Annotated in this window: 15 protein-coding genes and 1 tRNA gene; 5 read left to right on the top strand and 11 right to left on the bottom strand. The window is 69.4% G+C overall.

From position 1 onward, the window contains the following. Nucleotides 1-189: 189 nt before the first annotated feature. Both E4A53_RS05705 and recJ read right to left on the bottom strand, forming a co-directional pair. A tRNA-Glu gene (locus E4A53_RS05705) sits at nt 190-264 on the bottom strand. Nucleotides 265-314: 50 nt separating this feature from the next. Further along, nucleotides 315-2078, bottom strand: a complete 1764-nt coding sequence (gene recJ, locus E4A53_RS05700) for a single-stranded-DNA-specific exonuclease RecJ (protein ID WP_136162139.1) — start codon at nt 2076-2078, stop codon at nt 315-317. 186 nt (nt 2079-2264) lie between these two features. Between recJ and E4A53_RS05695 the strand changes: the two genes are divergently transcribed. Beyond that, nucleotides 2265-2912, top strand: a complete 648-nt coding sequence (locus E4A53_RS05695) for a peroxiredoxin (protein ID WP_136162138.1) — start codon at nt 2265-2267, stop codon at nt 2910-2912. A gap of 50 nt (nt 2913-2962) precedes the next feature. Here E4A53_RS05695 and E4A53_RS05690 read toward each other — a convergent pair whose 3' ends face one another. The 4 genes from E4A53_RS05690 to E4A53_RS05675 all read right to left on the bottom strand — a co-directional run bounded on the left by E4A53_RS05690 (nt 2963) and on the right by E4A53_RS05675 (nt 7678). Beyond that, nucleotides 2963-4411 carry an AMP nucleosidase gene (locus E4A53_RS05690; RefSeq protein WP_136162275.1) on the bottom strand — a complete coding sequence of 483 codons (1449 nt, stop codon included), beginning with the start codon at nt 4409-4411 and terminating at the stop codon, nt 2963-2965. A 46-nt stretch (nt 4412-4457) separates the two neighbouring features. Next, on the bottom strand, nt 4458-6479 hold the full coding sequence (locus tag E4A53_RS05685) for a TonB-dependent receptor family protein (RefSeq protein ID WP_136162137.1): 2022 nt from the start codon (nt 6477-6479) through the stop codon (nt 4458-4460). Nucleotides 6480-6579: 100 nt separating this feature from the next. Continuing rightward, nucleotides 6580-6966, bottom strand: coding sequence for a DUF2946 family protein (locus E4A53_RS05680; protein WP_136162136.1), 387 nt, complete (start codon nt 6964-6966; stop codon nt 6580-6582). Nucleotides 6967-7027: 61 nt separating this feature from the next. Further along, the gene (locus tag E4A53_RS05675) at nt 7028-7678 is read right to left on the bottom strand and encodes a peptidylprolyl isomerase (protein ID WP_136162135.1); all 651 of its coding nucleotides are present in this window, start codon (nt 7676-7678) and stop codon (nt 7028-7030) included. A 313-nt stretch (nt 7679-7991) separates the two neighbouring features. Here E4A53_RS05675 and E4A53_RS05670 point away from each other — a divergent pair, with 313 nt between their 5' ends. Continuing rightward, nucleotides 7992-9566, top strand: a complete 1575-nt coding sequence (locus tag E4A53_RS05670; RefSeq protein WP_136162134.1) for an aldehyde dehydrogenase (NADP(+)) — start codon at nt 7992-7994, stop codon at nt 9564-9566. 60 nt (nt 9567-9626) lie between these two features. Further along, nucleotides 9627-9827, top strand: coding sequence for a hypothetical protein (locus E4A53_RS05665; RefSeq protein WP_239018149.1), 201 nt, complete (start codon nt 9627-9629; stop codon nt 9825-9827). Between the two features lie 100 nt (nt 9828-9927). Here the strand turns inward: E4A53_RS05665 and E4A53_RS05660 are convergent, their stop codons facing one another. From E4A53_RS05660 to E4A53_RS05650, 3 genes are read right to left on the bottom strand one after another with little or no spacing between them, the layout of a single operon-like run. Further along, nucleotides 9928-10248 carry a helix-turn-helix domain-containing protein gene (locus E4A53_RS05660; protein ID WP_136162132.1) on the bottom strand — a complete coding sequence of 107 codons (321 nt, stop codon included), beginning with the start codon at nt 10246-10248 and terminating at the stop codon, nt 9928-9930. Beyond that, nucleotides 10241-10675 (bottom strand): OsmC family protein, encoded by a 435-nt coding sequence (locus E4A53_RS05655; RefSeq protein WP_136162131.1) that lies wholly within the window; start codon nt 10673-10675, stop codon nt 10241-10243. Before E4A53_RS05655 ends, E4A53_RS05660 begins: the two co-directional genes overlap by 8 nt. Continuing rightward, on the bottom strand, nt 10672-11232 hold the full coding sequence (locus E4A53_RS05650; protein WP_206366255.1) for an NADPH-dependent FMN reductase: 561 nt from the start codon (nt 11230-11232) through the stop codon (nt 10672-10674). The genes E4A53_RS05655 and E4A53_RS05650 overlap by 4 nt, the downstream gene beginning before the upstream one ends. Nucleotides 11233-11410: 178 nt before the next feature. Between E4A53_RS05650 and E4A53_RS05645 the strand changes: the two genes are divergently transcribed. Next, nucleotides 11411-12787 carry a DUF4139 domain-containing protein gene (locus tag E4A53_RS05645; protein ID WP_136162129.1) on the top strand — a complete coding sequence of 459 codons (1377 nt, stop codon included), beginning with the start codon at nt 11411-11413 and terminating at the stop codon, nt 12785-12787. Nucleotides 12788-12789: 2 nt separating this feature from the next. Next, on the top strand, nt 12790-14334 hold the full coding sequence (locus E4A53_RS05640; protein WP_136162128.1) for a DUF4139 domain-containing protein: 1545 nt from the start codon (nt 12790-12792) through the stop codon (nt 14332-14334). A 38-nt stretch (nt 14335-14372) separates the two neighbouring features. Here the strand turns inward: E4A53_RS05640 and E4A53_RS05635 are convergent, their stop codons facing one another. Next, nucleotides 14373-15791 carry an amino acid permease gene (locus E4A53_RS05635; protein WP_136162127.1) on the bottom strand — a complete coding sequence of 473 codons (1419 nt, stop codon included), beginning with the start codon at nt 15789-15791 and terminating at the stop codon, nt 14373-14375. A gap of 50 nt (nt 15792-15841) precedes the next feature. Further along, on the bottom strand, nt 15842-16501 hold the full coding sequence (locus E4A53_RS05630) for a GntR family transcriptional regulator (protein ID WP_136162126.1): 660 nt from the start codon (nt 16499-16501) through the stop codon (nt 15842-15844). Nucleotides 16502-16506: the final 5 nt, after the last annotated feature.

The raw sequence follows: 16506 nt of genomic DNA, 5'->3' as shown, positions 1-16506 counted from the left end.
GGCCCGCCCACTGCATATTCCCGATCAACGCTTCGAATAGGCTCGCGACATCGGCGCCTCATCGACCAAATATGCCGTCGATATAACGACATCCGGCCGTGCCCGGCCGTTCCAATAGAACCGCCACATTATGGAAGCATTACGGATCAACCGCTTGCGGTATAGCCCGAATCCCCCGCAAGAGGACTCTGGTGACCCCTACGGGAATCGAACCCGTGTTTCAGCCGTGAAAGGGCCGCGTCCTAACCGCTAGACGAAGGGGCCTTGCCGAAGGCCGGTTGCGGTTATTCGGTTCGGGCGCGGGGGTCAATGGCTCAATCGAGCCAGGCGGCATCGTCGACGTGCAGTTCCGCCGCCGGCCGCGCGCCCCAGTCGTCGATCTTCGCCCGACCGGCCAGCCACAGGCGGCGGTCGGGCGGGGCACCGAGCAGCGCCTGGCCGAGCGCGCTGTCGGCGGCGCGGAAGGCGACGGTCTTGATGCTGCGGCCGTCGTCGCCGGAGACGATCGCACGGACATGGCCGGCACCGACGACGCTGGCCTTGACCACCCGGACCGGCCCGGCGGCGACGCGCGGCGCCGGCCAGCCCATGCCGTAGGGGCCGCCAGCCTCCAGCGCCTCGACCAGCGTCGGAACAACGCCGCCCGGCGCGACCACCGCGTCGAGTAGCAGCACCCGCCCGTCGCCGGCGCGGGCGACATCGGCGGCCAGCCGCGCGTCGAGGAATTCGGCCAGCGCGTCGACCCGGTCGGCGGCGACGGTCAGCCCCGCCGCCATCGCGTGGCCGCCGCCGGCGACCAGCAGGCCGCTGTCCTTCGCCGCCAGCACCGCCGCGCCCAGGTCGACGCCGGCGACCGAGCGGCCCGATCCCTTGCCGATCCCGTCGGCATCGAGGGCAATGACGATCGCCGGCCGGCCCAGCTTTTCCTTCAACCGCCCGGCGACGATGCCGATCACCCCGGGGTGCCAGCCCTGCCCGGCGACCAGCGCGACCGCACGGTTGCCCTGGCCTGTCGCCAGTTGTTCCGCCTCCGCCTGCACCGCCGCCTCGATCGCCCGGCGCTCCTCGTTCAGCCGGTCGAGCTCGGCGGCGATCGCCCGCGCTTCCTCCGGGTCCTCGCTGGTCAGCAGGCGGACGCCGAGGTCGGACTTGCCGACCCGGCCGCCGGCGTTGATCCGCGGGCCGAGCGCGAAGCCGAGGTCGTGGCACAGCGGCGCGCGGTTCAGCCTTGCCGCGTCGGCGAGCGCGGCGAGGCCGGTGTTGCGCCGCCCGGCCATCACCTTCAGCCCCTGGGCGACGAAAGCGCGGTTGAGGCCGCGCAGCGCCGCGACGTCGGCGACGGTGCCGAGCGCGACCAGGTCGAGCAGGTCGAGCAGCTTCGGCTCCGCCCGCGTCGCGAAGAACCCCCGCGCGCGCAGGGTGCGGAGCAGGGCGGCGCCGAGCAGGAAGGCGACGCCGACTGCCGCCAGATGGCCGTGGGCGGCGCCCTCCGCCTCGTCCAGCCGGTTCGGATTGACCAGCGCATAGGCTTCCGGCAGCGCCGCCGCGCATTTGTGGTGGTCGACGACGATAACGTCGACGCCGGCCGCCCTGGCCATCGCCATCGCCTCGAACGCCTGCGCGCCGCAATCGACGGTGACGATCAGCCGGGCGCCGCCCTCGGCGATCCTGACCAGCGCCTCGCCCGACGGGCCGTAGCCTTCCATCAGCCGGTCGGGGATGTAGACCGCCGGCGCCAGCCCAAGCGCGCGCAGCAGGCGGACGAGCAGCGCGGCGGAGGTCGCGCCGTCGACGTCATAGTCGCCGAACACGGTGACCGCTTCGCCCGCCGCCACCGCGTCGGCCAGGCGCTGTGCCGCCTTGTCCATGTCGCGGAAGATCGACGGATCGGGCATGAACGCGCGGATGCTCGGCGCGCGGTAGGCGTCGACCGTCTCGCGCGGGCAGCCGCGGCTGAGCAGCAGGCGGGTGACCAGGTCGTCCGGCGCGAAACCGGCGTCGGCGCCGGCATCGCCCCCGGCGCGCCAGCGCCATGGCTGGCCGAGGATCGATCGGGTGACGTTCAGCGCGAGCGACATTTCCCACCTCTAGAGGGTGATCGCCGCGCGTGGAAGCGGCGCCCACAATCTTCGCTTTGCGGCGAAATAGATTTCGTTCCTCCAACATCTTACCGATCGTTCTAGTCTAGGCTGCAGTGGCCCTTGCGCTGCCGCCCTCCGCATGGCGACGCGCGCCGCGCCCCCATTCTTGTGAGGAGGACTGACGTGTCTCTTAAATTGTCCGATACCGTGCCGAATTTCGTCCAGGATTCGACCGAGGGTAAGCTCGATTTCTACGAATGGGCCGGGGACAGCTGGGTCATCCTGTTCTCCCACCCGAAGGACTATACGCCGGTCTGCACGACGGAACTCGGCGCCGTCGCCAGGCTGAAGCCGGAATTCGACAAGCGCGGCGTCAAGGTGCTCGGCCTGTCGGTCGACCCGGTCGACAGCCATCACGGCTGGGCGAAGGACATCGCCGAAACGCAGGGCACCGCGCTCAATTATCCACTGATCGCCGACCATGACCGCTCGGTTGCTACCACGCTCGATCTGATCCACCCTAACGCGTCGGACACCAACACGGTCAGGACCGTGTTGGTCATCGATTCGGCGAAGAAGCTGCGGATGACGCTGACCTATCCGGCGTCGACCGGCCGCAACTTCCCGGAACTGCTGCGCGTGATCGACAGCCTGCAACTGACCGACAACCACAAGGTCGCCACCCCGTCCGACTGGAAGCAGGGCGAGGACGTAATCATCGTCCCCTCGGTCAGCGACGAGGAAGCGAAGAAGCTGTTCCCGGACGGCTGGACCACCCACAAGCCCTATCTGCGCACCACGCGCCAGCCGGGCGCCAAAACCGCGGCCTGAACGGGCCGTCTATGGGGGGGGCGCGGCACACGCGCTCCCCCCATAGCCCTCTAGCGGAATGGCGGCTCGTTGAACGCGCGCAGCTTGCGGCTGTGCAGGCGGGTGCCCTCGCGGCGCAGTTCCTCGCAGGTTTCGATGCCGATCCGCATATGCTCGCTGATCGCCCGCTCGTAGAAGCGGTTGGCCTGCCCCGGCAGCTTCAGTTCGCCGTGCAGCGGCTTGTCCGACACGCAGAGCAGCGTGCCGTAGGGCACGCGGAAGCGATAGCCCTGCGCCGCGATCGTCGCCGATTCCATGTCGATGCCGACGGCGCGGGATTGCGAGAAGCGCAGCGCCGACCGGCTGTAGCGCAATTCCCAGTTGCGGTCGTCGGTGGTGACGATGGTGCCGGTGCGCAGCCGCCGTTTCAGCGCCTCCGGCGTCTCGCCTGAAACCGTTTCCGCCGCGCGGGCCAGCGCCTGCTGCACCTCGGCGATCGCCGGGACGGGGATTTCGGGCGGCAACATCTCGTCCAGCACATGGTCGTCGCGCAGATAGGCGTGGGCCAGCACATAATCGCCGATCCGCTGGCTGGGGCGCAGGCCGCCGCAATGGCCGATCATCAGCCACGCCTCCGGCCGCACCACCGCCATATGGTCGGTGATCGTCTTGGCGTTGGACGGGCCGACGCCGATGTTGACTAGGCTGATCCCCGACCGGTCCGGCGCGATCAGGTGATAGGCCGGCATCTGGTGCCGGCGCCAGGCGCTGTCGGAGATCACCCGCTCCGGGTCGGCATCGTCGCGGGTGACGTACAGCCCGCCGGCGCCGGACAGCGCGGCATAGTGGTCGTTGCCCTTCAGCTCGGCGCAGGCCCAGCGGACGAATTCGTCGACATAGCGGTGATAGTTGGTGAACAACACGTAACGCTGGACATGCTCCGGCGGCGTGCCGGTGTAATGGCGCAGCCGTGCCAGCGAGAAATCGGTGCGCAGCCCGTCGAACAGCGCCAGCGGCCGGGGCGTGCCGTCATCGCCGCTGAACGTGCCGTCGGCCACCTCGTCGCCGATATAGGCCAGCTCGGTCGCCGGGAACCAGCGCGCCAGCTCGGTCGGCTCCACCCCGTCCAGTGCCAGTTCGTGGCCCGGGTCCAGCACATAGGGGAACGGAATCTCCTGGTTACTGCGCCCGACCTCGACCGATACGCCGTACCCGTCGATCAGCAGGGCGATCTGCTCGACCAGATAGGCGCGGAACAATTCCGGGCGGGTGACGGTGGTTGTGTAGCGCCCCGGCGCGGTCAGCCGGCCAAAGGCGCGCAGCGGCGGCGGCACCGGCGCATCGCCGCGATAGGTGATCCGCAATTCCGGGTAGGCGAAGACGCCGGCGGCGCGACGAGTGGGATCGGGGCGTTCGCCGTGCGCGACAAACGCCTCGATCGCCTCCCGCAACGCCGCGACCGCCTCGTCGTAGATGCGGCTGAGCTGGTCGAGGATGGCTTGGCTGGTCTGTTCCGTCATGACCAGCATCTACCCCTCCCGTGTGACAGGCTCAAGCGACGCGGGTTCAGAAAGCGGCGCGCAGCCCGCCGTAAAGCGCCCGCCGTTCAACCGGATAGAAGGCGACGGTGCCGGCATTGGCGGCGATCACCGCCGAAATATCGCCGACCGCCTTCTTGCCGGTCAGGTTGCGCGCGTCGACGAACAGGGTGACGCCGTCGCGCAGCACCGCCTCCGCGCCCAGCCCGAACAGCGCATAGCCCGGCGCGCGGACGCTGTTCGCATAATCCGCCCAGCCGCCGCGCGGCGTCCACTCGATGTTCGGCGACAGGCTCAGCCGGTCGGTCCCCAGCCGCAATTCGGCGCGGTACTGGTGGCGCGGCACCACCGGCAGGCGGTTGTCGCCATATGCCGCGTCGGCGCGGAAGCGGAAATCATTATACTGGTACACCTGCCGCAACCGCGCCCATGGCGCCAGCGCCAGCTCAAGCCCGGCCTCGATACCCTGATGGCGGGTCCGCCCGGCGTTGAAGGCCGCGGCCGGCACGTCCGGCGTGACGAGGAATTGCAGCATCTCGCCGCGCACATTGGCGCGGTAGAGGCTGATGTCCCAGCGGGCGATGCCGGCATGGCCGCGCGTGCCGATCTCCGTCGTCCAGGCGCGCTGGGCGTCGAGCGGCACGAAACCCTGCACCGGCTGCTGGACCAGCTCCAGGAAACCGGGCAGCTCGATCGAGCGGGCATGGTTGGCATAGACCTGCACCGCGTCGGCCGGCGCCCACAGCACCCCGAACTTGGGCGCGAACAGGTCGTAGCTGCGCGCGTCGCTCATCGCCGGGTTCAGCCGGTTGTCGACCGCGCGCCGGCCGTGGCTGTGGATGCCACCGGCGATCAGGGTCAGCCCGGCGACCGGCGTGACCCGCAATTCGCCATAGCTGTTGATCGTCCGCGCCGTCTGGCGGGCGTCGCCGGTCTGGGCGCCGCGCTTGCCGCCGACGTTCAGATACTGGCGCGCCGCGACGATGCCGAACCGCGCCTGGCTGCCCAGGGTCAGCGCGACATCGACGCCGCCGACCCGCCCAGCTAGGTCGAGGCTGGCGAACACGCCCCGGTCCCGCGCCTTCTGGTCGAGCAACTGGAAGATCGGGTGATAGAGCTGCTTGGCGTTGTAGAAGGCACCGAACGCGATCGCGCCGCCCTCCAGCGTCACCACGGTGCGGTTCTGCAACCGCAGCGAATCGATGTCGCGTTCCTGATCCTTCACGATATTGTCGGGCAGCGACAGCGCCGGCGTGGTCAGCGCCTGGTCGAGCGTCAGCGCTCCCGGCAGATTCTGGCGAATGTGGCTGAGCGTGGCGTAGAAGCGCGTCTCCACCCGCTCGCCCAGCCGCAGCCCGGCATTCCCGGTGAAACGCATCGCGTGGCGGTCGGCATGGGCGCGGTCGCCGTCGGAGCGGTCGGTGGTCAGCGCCAGATAGGCGTCGCCGCGTTCGGTGGCGAAAGCGGCCGCCGCCTTGGCGCGGACAGTAGCGAAACTGCCGCCGTCGATCCGCAGCTCGGCGGTGGGGGCGGTGCGCCCGGTCGGCGTCACCGCGTTGATCGCCCCGCCCAGCGTCGACCCGCCGAGGCGCAGCGCGTTGGCGCCGCGATAGACCTCGATATGCTGGAAGACCTGTGGATCAAGCTCCTGGAAATCGCCGTTGTCGTCGGCCAGGTTGATCGGGATGCCGTCCTGCAGCAGGGTCAGGCCGCGCATGTGGAACCCGCGGCTGATCCCGGAACCGCGGATCGACAGCCGCACCTCCTGCCCGAAGCGCGGCTGGGCGTAGACGCCGGGGGAAAAGGCCAGCGCGTCGCGCAGCGACACCGCAACGGTGTCGGCGAAGCTGGCGGCATCGATCAGGTCGACGCCGCCGGGGCTGAGCGCGAGCGTGGCGCGAGCTTCGTCGATCGCGTCCTGCGCGGTGACGACGATCGTCGGTGCATCCGCTTCGCTTTCGGCACGGGCGGGGGCGGACAGGGACAGCGAAACGGACAGGGCGAGCACGGACGCGAAGGCGCCGCCCGCCAAACGGGTGATGGTCTGCATGATGGAAATACCTCGAACCGGGCGGACGCCCGGCCGGGCGCTCGCCTCTCAACAAACAACCGCGCCGCCCGAACGGGGTTCGGGTCGGCACGGCGGCGGTTCAGAGGCGGTGGGGCGGGCCGGTCGGCGGTGGCGGCGGGGCGGCAAGGCCGCGCCCGATCGTCCCGCCGTCGAACAGCGCGACCGGCAGCAGCGCGGCGGCGATCGCCACCGGCACCGCCGGGGCGGCGATCGCGTCGGGCAGGGTCAGCGCCGCGGCGAAACCGGCGAAAATGCAATGGCCGTCGCCGCGCGAATCGATCGGCGGCTTGTCCTTGTGGATCTGCCCGTCGGCGTCGACCCAGGCGGACACCGCGCCCATGCCGGTGCATAGCGTGATCGCGTAGCCGCCGCCCGCCATCGGCATCCAGCCGGCCGGGATCATCACGCGCAGCAGCAGGGCGAGGACGACGAGCAGCGGCGCCAGCCCAGCGCGTGCCCCGCTCATCCGCTGTGACCACCCTCGCATGGCCCGGGCCCTTAGGCCGTCACCCGGCGCTTGTCGACCGTCAGCGCGCCGACGGCGGCGGCGCCGGCACCACCCGCCGCGCCGACAGGATGGTGATGCGCGGCGACAGCATCTGCCCGATCATCGAACCCTCGCCCTCGGTCGGCGATGTCGGCGCCGCCAGGATGCCGCGCACGACGTCCATGCCGGCGATGACATGGCCGAACGCGGCATAGCCGGCATTGTCGCCGGGCTGGCTCGGATCGGCATCCATCGACGGCATGTCGCCGACAGTGATGAAGAAATCGCCGGCGGCGGTGCCCGGCTCGGCCCGCGCCATTGAAATCGTGCCGTCGGTATGGGTCAGGCCGGTGGTGCTGGTCGGCTCGTGTGCGATCGGCGGCAGCGTCCGCTTCGCCTCACCGATCGTGCCGCCCTGGATCAGGCCGAAATCCGCCACGACGTTGACGGCGCGATAGAAGGTCGTGCCGTCCAGCTTCTTCTGGTCGACATAGCGCAGGAAATTGGCGGTGGTGACCGGCGCACGCTCCTTCTCCAGCGCCAGGGTGATCGCGCCCGCGCTGGTCTCCAGAACCACGGCCACCGTCTCGGCGGGCGGCGGGGTGGGTGTGGGCGCCGGTGCGGCGTCCTGGGCGAAGGCCGGCGCGGCGAGGGCGAGGATCAGGGCCAATGCGGCGAATCGTCTGGTCATCGCGCCAGTCTAGGCGATCGCGCGCCAGAATGGAGGCGCGCTTTCGCATCGGCGCGGCGCCCGGTTGATGTATCCATAATCATGATATATTGTTTCTACTGATGCAAAAAATCATCCGGACGGACTGGACGGTTGGGGACAATATCGTATACGATAATCACGAATCTCCCGTCCGACCGGGATTCAGGATCGTCACGCAGACCGGCACGCCGCGTTTTCGCGGATGGCCCCTGTCATGCCGGCGAAACGCGGTCGCGGGAGGGTGGGCCGCGTCGCTCCCCGGCGCGGCCTCTCCAGGTTGAAAGGGTTCTTTATGGCGTCCGGAAATTCCCCGCTCACTGGTGAAATGCTGATCGGCGCCACGCCGGTCACCGGCGGCGGAGAACCGCTGCGCGGGATCAACCCCGCCACCGGCGAGGCGCTCGACCCGGTGTTCGGCGGCGCCACCGCGGCCGACGTCCAACAGGCATGTTCGCTCGCTGATGAAGCGCTGATAACCTACCGCGAAACCAGCCTCGCCGATCGCGCTGCCTTCCTCGAAACCATCGCCGACAATATCCTGAAGCTCGACGACGCGCTGATCGAACGGGTCATGGCGGAAAGCGGCCTGCCCCGTCCCCGCGTCGAGGGCGAACGCGGCCGCACCGTCGGCCAGTTGCGCCTATTCGCCGATCTCGTCCGCTCCGGCACCTGGCTCGACGCGCGCATCGCCCCGGCCCAGCCGGACCGCAAGCCGCTGCCCCGCGTCGACCTCCGGCTGCGCAACGTCGCGATCGGGCCGGTCGCGGTGTTCGGCGCGTCGAACTTCCCGCTCGCCTTCTCGGTCGCTGGCGGCGACACCGCCTCCGCGCTTGCCGCCGGCTGTCCGGTGGTGGTGCGTGCCCATCCCGCGCACCCCGGCACCTCGGCGCTGATCGGCACCGCGATCCGCGACGCGGTCGCCGCCTGCGGCCTGCACGAAGGCGTGTTTTCGCTGCTCCAGGGGCCGGGCAACGCGGTCGGCCAGGCGCTGGTCAACGATCCGCGGATCAAGGCGGTCGGCTTTACCGGATCGCGCGCCGGCGGCCTGGCGCTGATGGCGACGGCGGCGGCGCGGCATCAGCCGATCCCGGTCTATGCGGAAATGAGCAGCGTCAACCCGGTGCTGCTGTTCCCCGGCGCCCTTGCCGAACGCGGCGAGGCGATCGGCGAGGCGTTCGCCGCCGCGCTCCAGCTTGGCGCCGGCCAGTTCTGCACCAATCCCGGCGTCGTCCTCGCGCTCGACGGGCCGGGGGTCGACAGCTTCATCGCTGGCGCGCAGGCCAAGCTGGCGGAAAGCGGCGCGCAGACGATGCTGACCGCCGGTATCCACGCCGCCTACGACCGGCAGGTCGGCGCGCTCGCCGGCCATTCAGCGGTCGCGACGCTGGTTCGCGGCGCGGCCCCGTCCGGCCCGCATCAGGCGCAGGCGGCGCTGTTCGAGACCGACGCTGACAGTTTCCTCGCTGACCCGCGTCTTCAGGAAGAGACCTTTGGGCCAAGCTCCGTGCTCGTCCGGGTGCCGGACATGGCGATGCTGCGGCGGATCATCGAGGCGATGGAGGGACAGCTGACCATTGCGCTGCACCTGGCCGATGCCGACCTGCCGGCGGCACGGACGCTGCTGCCGGCGCTGGAGGACAAGGCCGGCCGGCTGCTGGTCAACGGCTTCGGCACCGGCGTCGAGGTCAGCCCGGCGATGGTTCATGGCGGCCCGTTCCCGGCGACATCGGACGGGCGTTCGACGTCGGTCGGGACGCTGGCGATCCGCCGCTTCCTGCGCCCGGTCTGCTACCAGGACATGCCGCAGGCGCTGCTCCCCGACGCGTTGCGCGACGGCAGCGCCGTTCCACACGATTTGGTGAACTGACAAAGCGAAGAACGAATGAGGGAGAGGAACATGAAGGCTGGCGGCTCCGGAGGCCGGGCTGTGCGCGCCGTAGACCCGGCCGTGGTCGACCACATGGTCGACAACTGCACCGGCCAGACTGACGAAACGCTACAGGCGCAGTTCGGAATCAGCTACAACACCTGGCGCAAGCTGCTGTCCGGCCAGCCGATCCGGCGCTCGCTGGCCGACCGGCTTGAGGACCGGGTCAGCCGCCGCTTCAGCCGCCCGGTAACCAACTGACGGCACCGCCCTCCAGCCCCCCGCCCGGCGTCCCAACGCCGGCATCCCGGAAGGGAGATGGCGGGTGGTTGGGGGGCTGGGCGGGCACCGCACACTCTTGCTAGACGTCGTCGTCGCCGACCTGGCCGCCTTCGCCTTCCCATTTGTTGAGAACGCGGACGTCGCCGCTGCTGAAACGCAGGCGGACGCCGATGCCCCCGCCACCATTTTCGGGGATGAACACCGCACCCCCTGATTCCAGCGCCTGGCGCAGCCGCCGGCGCGCCTCGTCATCAAGGCTGCCGATGCCGGCTTCGAAATCGGCGAGCGCGGCGACGGGAATATGCGCCCGCGCCGCGACATGATCGCGCGGCCATTCGACCAATGCCCGCGCCGCCCGGCATTGCGCGCCGGTCACCGGATGGTCCGCCGGCTCAGACATGGACCGCCTCCGCCGTGCTGGTGGTGATCGACGGCGTTCCCTCGAGCGTGCGGTGCACCGGGCATTTGGCGGCGACGTCGATCAGTCGCCTGCGCTGGTCCTCGCTCAGCGCATCGCCGCGGATCGCGACCGTCTTGTGGAATATGTCGCCGGGGCGCGCCTGCCCCTCGATCGGGCCTTTCTCGTGCGTCACCTCGACCGCGACATGCTCGACCGGCCAGTCGTGCTGCCGGGCGTACCAGCGCACCGTCATCGCCGTGCACTCGGCCAGCGCGGCGCTCAGCAACTCATAAGGGTTGGGGCCAAGCCCGCCGCCGCCCATCGCCACCGGTTCGTCGCCGACGAAGGCGATGCCGCCCGCATCCACCCGCACGCTGAACGCGCTGTCGCCGTTTTCTGAAACGCGGGCTCTGACCTTGTCGCTCATGTTCTGCTCCTTTCCACGAACGCCGCGAACCCGGCGAGAAAGCCGCGCAGCCGTTCCGCCACCGTATCGTCGGTCAGATTGCCTTGCGCGTCAAAGGCGGCGCCGGCGCGGGAAACGAGCAGCCGCCCCTCGAACCACGGCCGGGTGCCAAGGGTGCGCAGAACGCTGAGCCACGAATCCTGGGCGAGCAGCGTGCCGAAGCCGCCGGGCGAGGCGCCGATCACCGCCACCGGCTTGCCGCCGAACACCCGACCGATGTCGTCGGCGGGGCGCGAAGCCCAGTCGATCGCGTTCTTGAACACGCCGGGAATGCCGTTGTTGTATTCCGGCGTGACCAGCAACAGCCCGTCCGCCCCGGCGATCGCTTCCTTCAGCGCCGCGACGGCAGCGGGAATGCCTTGCGCCGCCTCGTCGTCGGCGTTGTAGAGCGGCACCCCGGCGATCGATGCCGTGGTCAGCGCCGAACCGGCCGGCATCGCCTTCGCCGCCGCCCGCAGCAAGCCGCCGTTGAACGAGTGCCGTCTGAGGCTGCCCGACACGCCGACGATTGAAACCACGCCCGACTCCTTCGCTCCATGTGCCCACGCGCGCCGCGGTGCCCGCACTTCATATAGTGCCTTGTCCCCACCGCGCCATGCCGGGCCGCCCGGCTGCTCGCGTACCGTGCAATCATCGCTAGGCAAGTCGATGCAATTTGGCCATTCTCGCCATGGCGCAGGTGATACGGGGACGACGATGCGATATCGACTGATGCTGTTGCTGGCCGGGCTGTCGACGCCCGCTTTCGCCCAATCCGCGCAAGGCGATCTGTCGGTCACCATCTACAACAACAATCTGGCGCTGGTGCAGGACACGCGCCAGCTGAGCGTCGCCGCCGGCCGGTCCCGCCAGGAATTTCCGGACGTTTCCGCCCAGATCCGGCCGGAAACCGTCACCCTCGCCGGCGCGGGCATCGCCATCGTCGAGCAGAATTTCGATTTTGACCTGCTGTCGCCGGACAAGCTGATGGAAAAGGCGGTCGGCCAGACGATCACCATCGTCCGCACCAACCCGGCGACCGGCGCCGAAACCCGCGAACAGGCGAAGGTGCTGGCCGCGAACGGCGGTATCGTCCTGCAGATCGGCCAGCGGATAGAGGTGCTGCGCGACGACGGCCTGCCGGTGCGCGTCGTGTTCGACAAGGTGCCGGACAATCTGCGCGCCCGCCCGACCCTGTCGGTGACGATCGACGCCGCGCGGGCCGAAACGATCCCGGCCCGCCTGTCCTACCTGACCCCCGGTCTCGGCTGGACCAGCGACTATGTCGCCTTGTTCGACGAAGGCAAGGGCACGATCGACATGCAGGGCTGGGTGACGCTGACCAACAATACCGGCACCAGCTTTGCGCGGGCGGACACCCTGCTTGTCGCCGGCAACGTCAACAGCGGCAGCGGCAACACCCGCCGCATGGTCCGGCCGATGCCGGTCGACAGCCTTGAGGAGGCCGGCACCGAAAGCGGCACGCGCGAGCGGCTGGGGGATTACTATCTCTACCCGCTGAAGGAACGCACGACGATCGCCAATGCCCAGCAGAAACAGGTCAGCTTCCTCGACGTGAAGGGCGCGCCGGCGCGCAAGGCCTATGAGTTCGTCAACGGCTGGCTGGGCAGCAACGACCAGCCACGCAGCGCGGTGACCGCGCTCAAATTCTCCACTTCCGCACAGGGCGGGCTTGGCGACCAGCTGCCGGCGGGGACGGTGCGCGTCTATCTGCGCGACGCGCGCGGCAACCCGCAGTTCATCGGCGAGAACCGGATCGACCATACGCCGATGGGGTCGAGCATGGCGGTCCGCACCGGCGAGGCGTTCGACGTCAAGGTCAAGACGGTGGTCGAGGAACGGACCCGCCTGTCCAGCCGCCGCTGGCGCACCCGGATGCGCTATACGCTGACCAACGCTCGGCCGGATGCGGTGACCGTCGATCTGGCGCAGGCCGGCCTGTGGGGCGATGCGCGGATCGAGGCGCAGAGCCTGACCGGCGACCGGGTGTCGGCCGACCGCGTCGAGTGGAAGGTGCCGGTGCCTGCCAACGGCTCTGCCGAACTGACCGTGACCTTCGACACCCGCTATTGACGATGCGGGCAACTGCCCTGCTGCTGGTTCTGCTGTCCGGCGCCGCGCCGGCAACCGCCGGGACGGTGGTGTCTGACAGCGTATCCGACGTGTCCATTACCATCTACCGCGACCCTGGCCGGCGCGAAGGCGCGATGAATCATGCGTGGCCGGGCGGCTACGCGCTGGTCAGCGAGACACGGACGCTGCGCATCCCGGCGGGCGAATCGGTGATCCGCTTCGTCGGGGTCGCCGACGGCATGCTGCCGGAAACCGCGATCGTCTCCGGCCTGCCCTCCGGCGTGCGTGAGAAGAATCGCGACGCCCGGCTGATCTCGCCAGCCGGGCTGGTCGACGCCAATCTCAAACGCCGTGTCACCCTGCAACGCACCGATCGCCGGACCGGCGAGCTGCGCGAGCAGGAGGCGATCATCCAGGCTGGGCCGAACGGCGGCGTGTTGCTCCAGACCGACGAGGGCATCGAAGCGCTCGGTTGCTCGGGCCTGCCCGAACGCATGCTCTACGCCGGCGTGCCGGACGACCTGTCGGCGCGGCCGACCCTGTCGGTGCTGACCACCAGCGACCGTGCGACGGAGGTCACCGTCCAACTCAGCTATCTGGCGCAGGGGTTCGACTGGTCCGCCAACTATGTCGCCGCCATGGCGGAAAGCGGCGCCACCCTCGGCCTGTTCGCCTGGCTGACCGTCGCCAACGGCGGCAGTCAGGGCTTCGCTGACGCCAGCCTGCAGGTCGTCGCCGGCCAGCCTAACCGCGAGCGCGCCCGGCGCGGCGCGCCAGCCGGCCCGCCGCCGGCACTCCGCCTGCAATGCTGGCCGATGGACGTCACCAGCACCCATCCGCGCTGGTCGCTAGCTCCGCCACCGCCGCCCGCGCCGCCGCCGCCCATGGCGATGGACATGGCGGAGAGCATCGTCGTCACCGCGCAGCGCCGGTCGGCGCCGCTGGCATCGCCGACGCCGGTCGTCGCGATCAGCGCGGAGCAGGAGGAACTGGGCGACCTGAAGCTCTACCGCGTCCCGATCCGGGTGACCGTTGCCGCCAAAGGCCAGAAGCAGGTGGCGATGCTGAACCAGCCGGCGGCGAAATTCGTCTGCCGCTATGTCGCCAACGTCAGTGCTGGGGAAGACACGCCTCAGGCGATGACCCTCGTCCTGCGCGCGAAGAACGACAAGGCCAGCGGTCTCGGCCTGCCGCTCCCTGCCGGCGGCGTCGCGGTGTTCGAGCCGGTCGCCGGCCGCAGCCTGCTGGCCGGGGAAGATCGGCTCGCCGACCGCGCGATCGGCGAGGAGGTGGAAATCGCCCTCGGCGACAGCCCGGACGTGCAATGGACGCTGAAGCGCACCGGTGAGAACAGGCGCCGGCAGGACTGGCGGATTGCGGTGACCAACGCCCTGCCGGTTGCGATCGACGCGGAGTTCGTCATCCCCTACGAGCTGGCCGACCGCCCCGCTGGGGTGGAACGCGGCGAGGGCGGCTGGCTGCTGAAGACGCGAGTCGCCGCCAACGGCAGCGCAGACCTTGCCTATCGCGTGAAACTCGACCGCTGAACCCCGCCCCTCCGTGGTGGAAGGGCGGGGCCTCACGATCAGGCCGCTTCATGCCCCTTCTTCATCAGGCTGCGGCTGCGGCTGTAGACGAAGTAGACCGCCAGGCCGATCAGGTTCCAGATCAGGAACCGGGTCAGCGTGTGCGTCGGCAGGCTGGCCAGCAGATAGACGCAGCCGACGATCGCGCCGGTGCCGACCAGATAGGGCGCCGGGCAACGGAACACCCGCTCCAGGTCCGGCGCGCGCTTGCGCAGGATCATCAGGCAGGCGCCGACCGCGATGAACGCGATCAGCGTACCGGCATTGGCCAGTTCGGCGATCTCGTCGAGGCGGAAGAAGCCGGCGACACCGGCGACGAACACGCCGGTCAGCCCGGTGATCAGCAGCGGCGAGCCGGTGCGCGGCGACACCTTCGCCAGGCCGTGCGGCAGCAGCCCGTCGCGGGCCATGACGAAGAACACGCGGCTCTGCCCGTACATCATCACCAGGATGACCGACGGCAGCGCGACGAGCGCGGCGCCGGCGACGATGTAGGACGCGCCGGGATGGCCCAGCGTGCGCAGCACCAGCGCCAGCGGCTCCGGCGACTTGCCGAGCGCGGTGTAGGGCATCGCGCCGATCGCGGCGAGCGCGACCGCCATGTAGATCAGCGTACACACGGCCATCGATCCGATGATGCCGATCTTCAGGTCGCGGCCGGGGTTGCGGGTTTCCTCGGCCGAGGTCGCCACTGCGTCAAAGCCGTAGAAGGCAAAGAATACGACCGCCGCTGCCGCCATGACCCCGCGCGTCTCACCGCCCTCGACATGGCTGATGAAGCCATAGGGCATGAACGGTTTCAGGTTGGCGATGTCGAACGCCGGCAATGCCATGACAACAAAGGCGGCAAGCGCGGTGAGCTTGATGATGACCAGCACGATGTTGAGCGTCGCGCTTTCCCGCGTACCGGCCATCAGAAGCCCGGCGACGGTCAGCGACACCAGCACGGCGGGCATGTTGACCAGCCCGCCGGCATGCGGGCTGGACAGCAATGCCTCCGGCAACCAGACACCGGCCGATTGCAGCCAGCCGACCAGATAGCCGGACCAGCCGACCGCCACGGCCGAGCAGGCGAGCGAATATTCGAGGATCAGGCTCCAGCCAACGACCCAGGCGACGGTCTCGCCGATTACCGAATAGGTGTAGGTGTAGGCGCTGCCCGATGTCGGGATCAGCGTCGCCATTTCCGCATAGGCCAGCGCCGCGCAGGCGCAGACCGCGCCGGCGATCGCGAAGGCGAGGATCACCGCCGGCCCGGCCCGTTCGGCACCCACGCCGGTCAGCGTGTAGATGCCCGTGCCGACGATCGCACCGACCCCAAGGGCGATGAGATGGTACCAGCTTAGCGTGGGTCGAAGGCGGTGGGCGGCGTCGGCCGCCTGGCTTTCGATCGGCTTGATTGGCCCTAGGATGGTCATGCGTCTCCCCTCAATTGTCCTTTATTGCCCTTCGGCGGTGCAAGGCAGCGTCACGGCTGCACGTCTTCTCCGGCCAGTTGCTGGCGCAGATCATCAAGCGTCTTGCTGACGTGCGCATAGGTCAGCCGCGCGATGGCGTCGCCATCGCGGGCCAGCCAGGTATCGAGCATTTCGCGATGCTCCTCGTTGGCGCGCTCATCCCGGCCAAGCGGTTCCAGGTGTTTGCGCGCATACCGCTCCGACAGAACGTGTAGCCGTTCCAGGAAATGGTTGGTCACCGGCTGGCCGCTGGGCCAGATCAGCGCCATGTGAAAGGCGCGGTTGAAGGCGCCGATGCCGTCCCCGCGTTCGTCCGTCACCTGGTAGAGGGTAGCCAGCGTATCGATGGCGAAACGGCGCTCCTCGTCATTGGCGCGCTGGGCGGCGAGGGCCATCACCTCCGGCTCCAGCTTCAGCCGCAACGCGTAGACTTCCTCCGCCTCGTCGGCGGATAGCGGGCGGACGAAGAAGCCGCGATTGGCCTGGGAATGGACCAGCCCCTCCTGCTCCAGCCGCGCCAGCGCCTCGCGCAGCGGGATCTTGCTGATGCCGAGTTCGGCAGCCAGGGCGTCCTGTCGGATCGGCTTATCGGGAGGGACGGCGCCGGACAGGATCCGGCTTCGTACGAGATCAAACAACTGATCGGAAAGGTTGCGGACGACGAGGCTCATGCACG

This window comes from Sphingomonas flavalba (assembly GCF_004796535.1).
GTDB classification, from domain to species: domain Bacteria; phylum Pseudomonadota; class Alphaproteobacteria; order Sphingomonadales; family Sphingomonadaceae; genus Sphingomonas_L; species Sphingomonas_L flavalba.
This window is presented reverse-complemented; position numbering and strand designations above follow the sequence as displayed.

What these genes read in the sequence shown, in the direction of transcription:
- recJ (WP_136162139.1), bottom strand. Translation starts at nt 2,078, where the DNA reads ATGTCGCTCGCGCTGAACGTCACCCGATCGATCCTCGGCCAGCCATGG.
- E4A53_RS05690 (WP_136162275.1), bottom strand. Translation starts at nt 4,411, where the DNA reads ATGACGGAACAGACCAGCCAAGCCATCCTCGACCAGCTCAGCCGCATC.
- E4A53_RS05685 (WP_136162137.1), bottom strand. Translation starts at nt 6,479, where the DNA reads ATGCAGACCATCACCCGTTTGGCGGGCGGCGCCTTCGCGTCCGTGCTC.
- E4A53_RS05680 (WP_136162136.1), bottom strand. Translation starts at nt 6,966, where the DNA reads ATGAGCGGGGCACGCGCTGGGCTGGCGCCGCTGCTCGTCGTCCTCGCC.
- E4A53_RS05675 (WP_136162135.1), bottom strand. Translation starts at nt 7,678, where the DNA reads ATGACCAGACGATTCGCCGCATTGGCCCTGATCCTCGCCCTCGCCGCG.
- E4A53_RS05670 (WP_136162134.1), top strand. Translation starts at nt 7,992, where the DNA reads ATGGCGTCCGGAAATTCCCCGCTCACTGGTGAAATGCTGATCGGCGCC.
- E4A53_RS05660 (WP_136162132.1), bottom strand. Translation starts at nt 10,248, where the DNA reads ATGTCTGAGCCGGCGGACCATCCGGTGACCGGCGCGCAATGCCGGGCG.
- E4A53_RS05655 (WP_136162131.1), bottom strand. Translation starts at nt 10,675, where the DNA reads ATGAGCGACAAGGTCAGAGCCCGCGTTTCAGAAAACGGCGACAGCGCG.
- E4A53_RS05645 (WP_136162129.1), top strand. Translation starts at nt 11,411, where the DNA reads ATGCGATATCGACTGATGCTGTTGCTGGCCGGGCTGTCGACGCCCGCT.
- E4A53_RS05640 (WP_136162128.1), top strand. Translation starts at nt 12,790, where the DNA reads ATGCGGGCAACTGCCCTGCTGCTGGTTCTGCTGTCCGGCGCCGCGCCG.
- E4A53_RS05635 (WP_136162127.1), bottom strand. Translation starts at nt 15,791, where the DNA reads ATGACCATCCTAGGGCCAATCAAGCCGATCGAAAGCCAGGCGGCCGAC.
- E4A53_RS05630 (WP_136162126.1), bottom strand. Translation starts at nt 16,501, where the DNA reads ATGAGCCTCGTCGTCCGCAACCTTTCCGATCAGTTGTTTGATCTCGTA.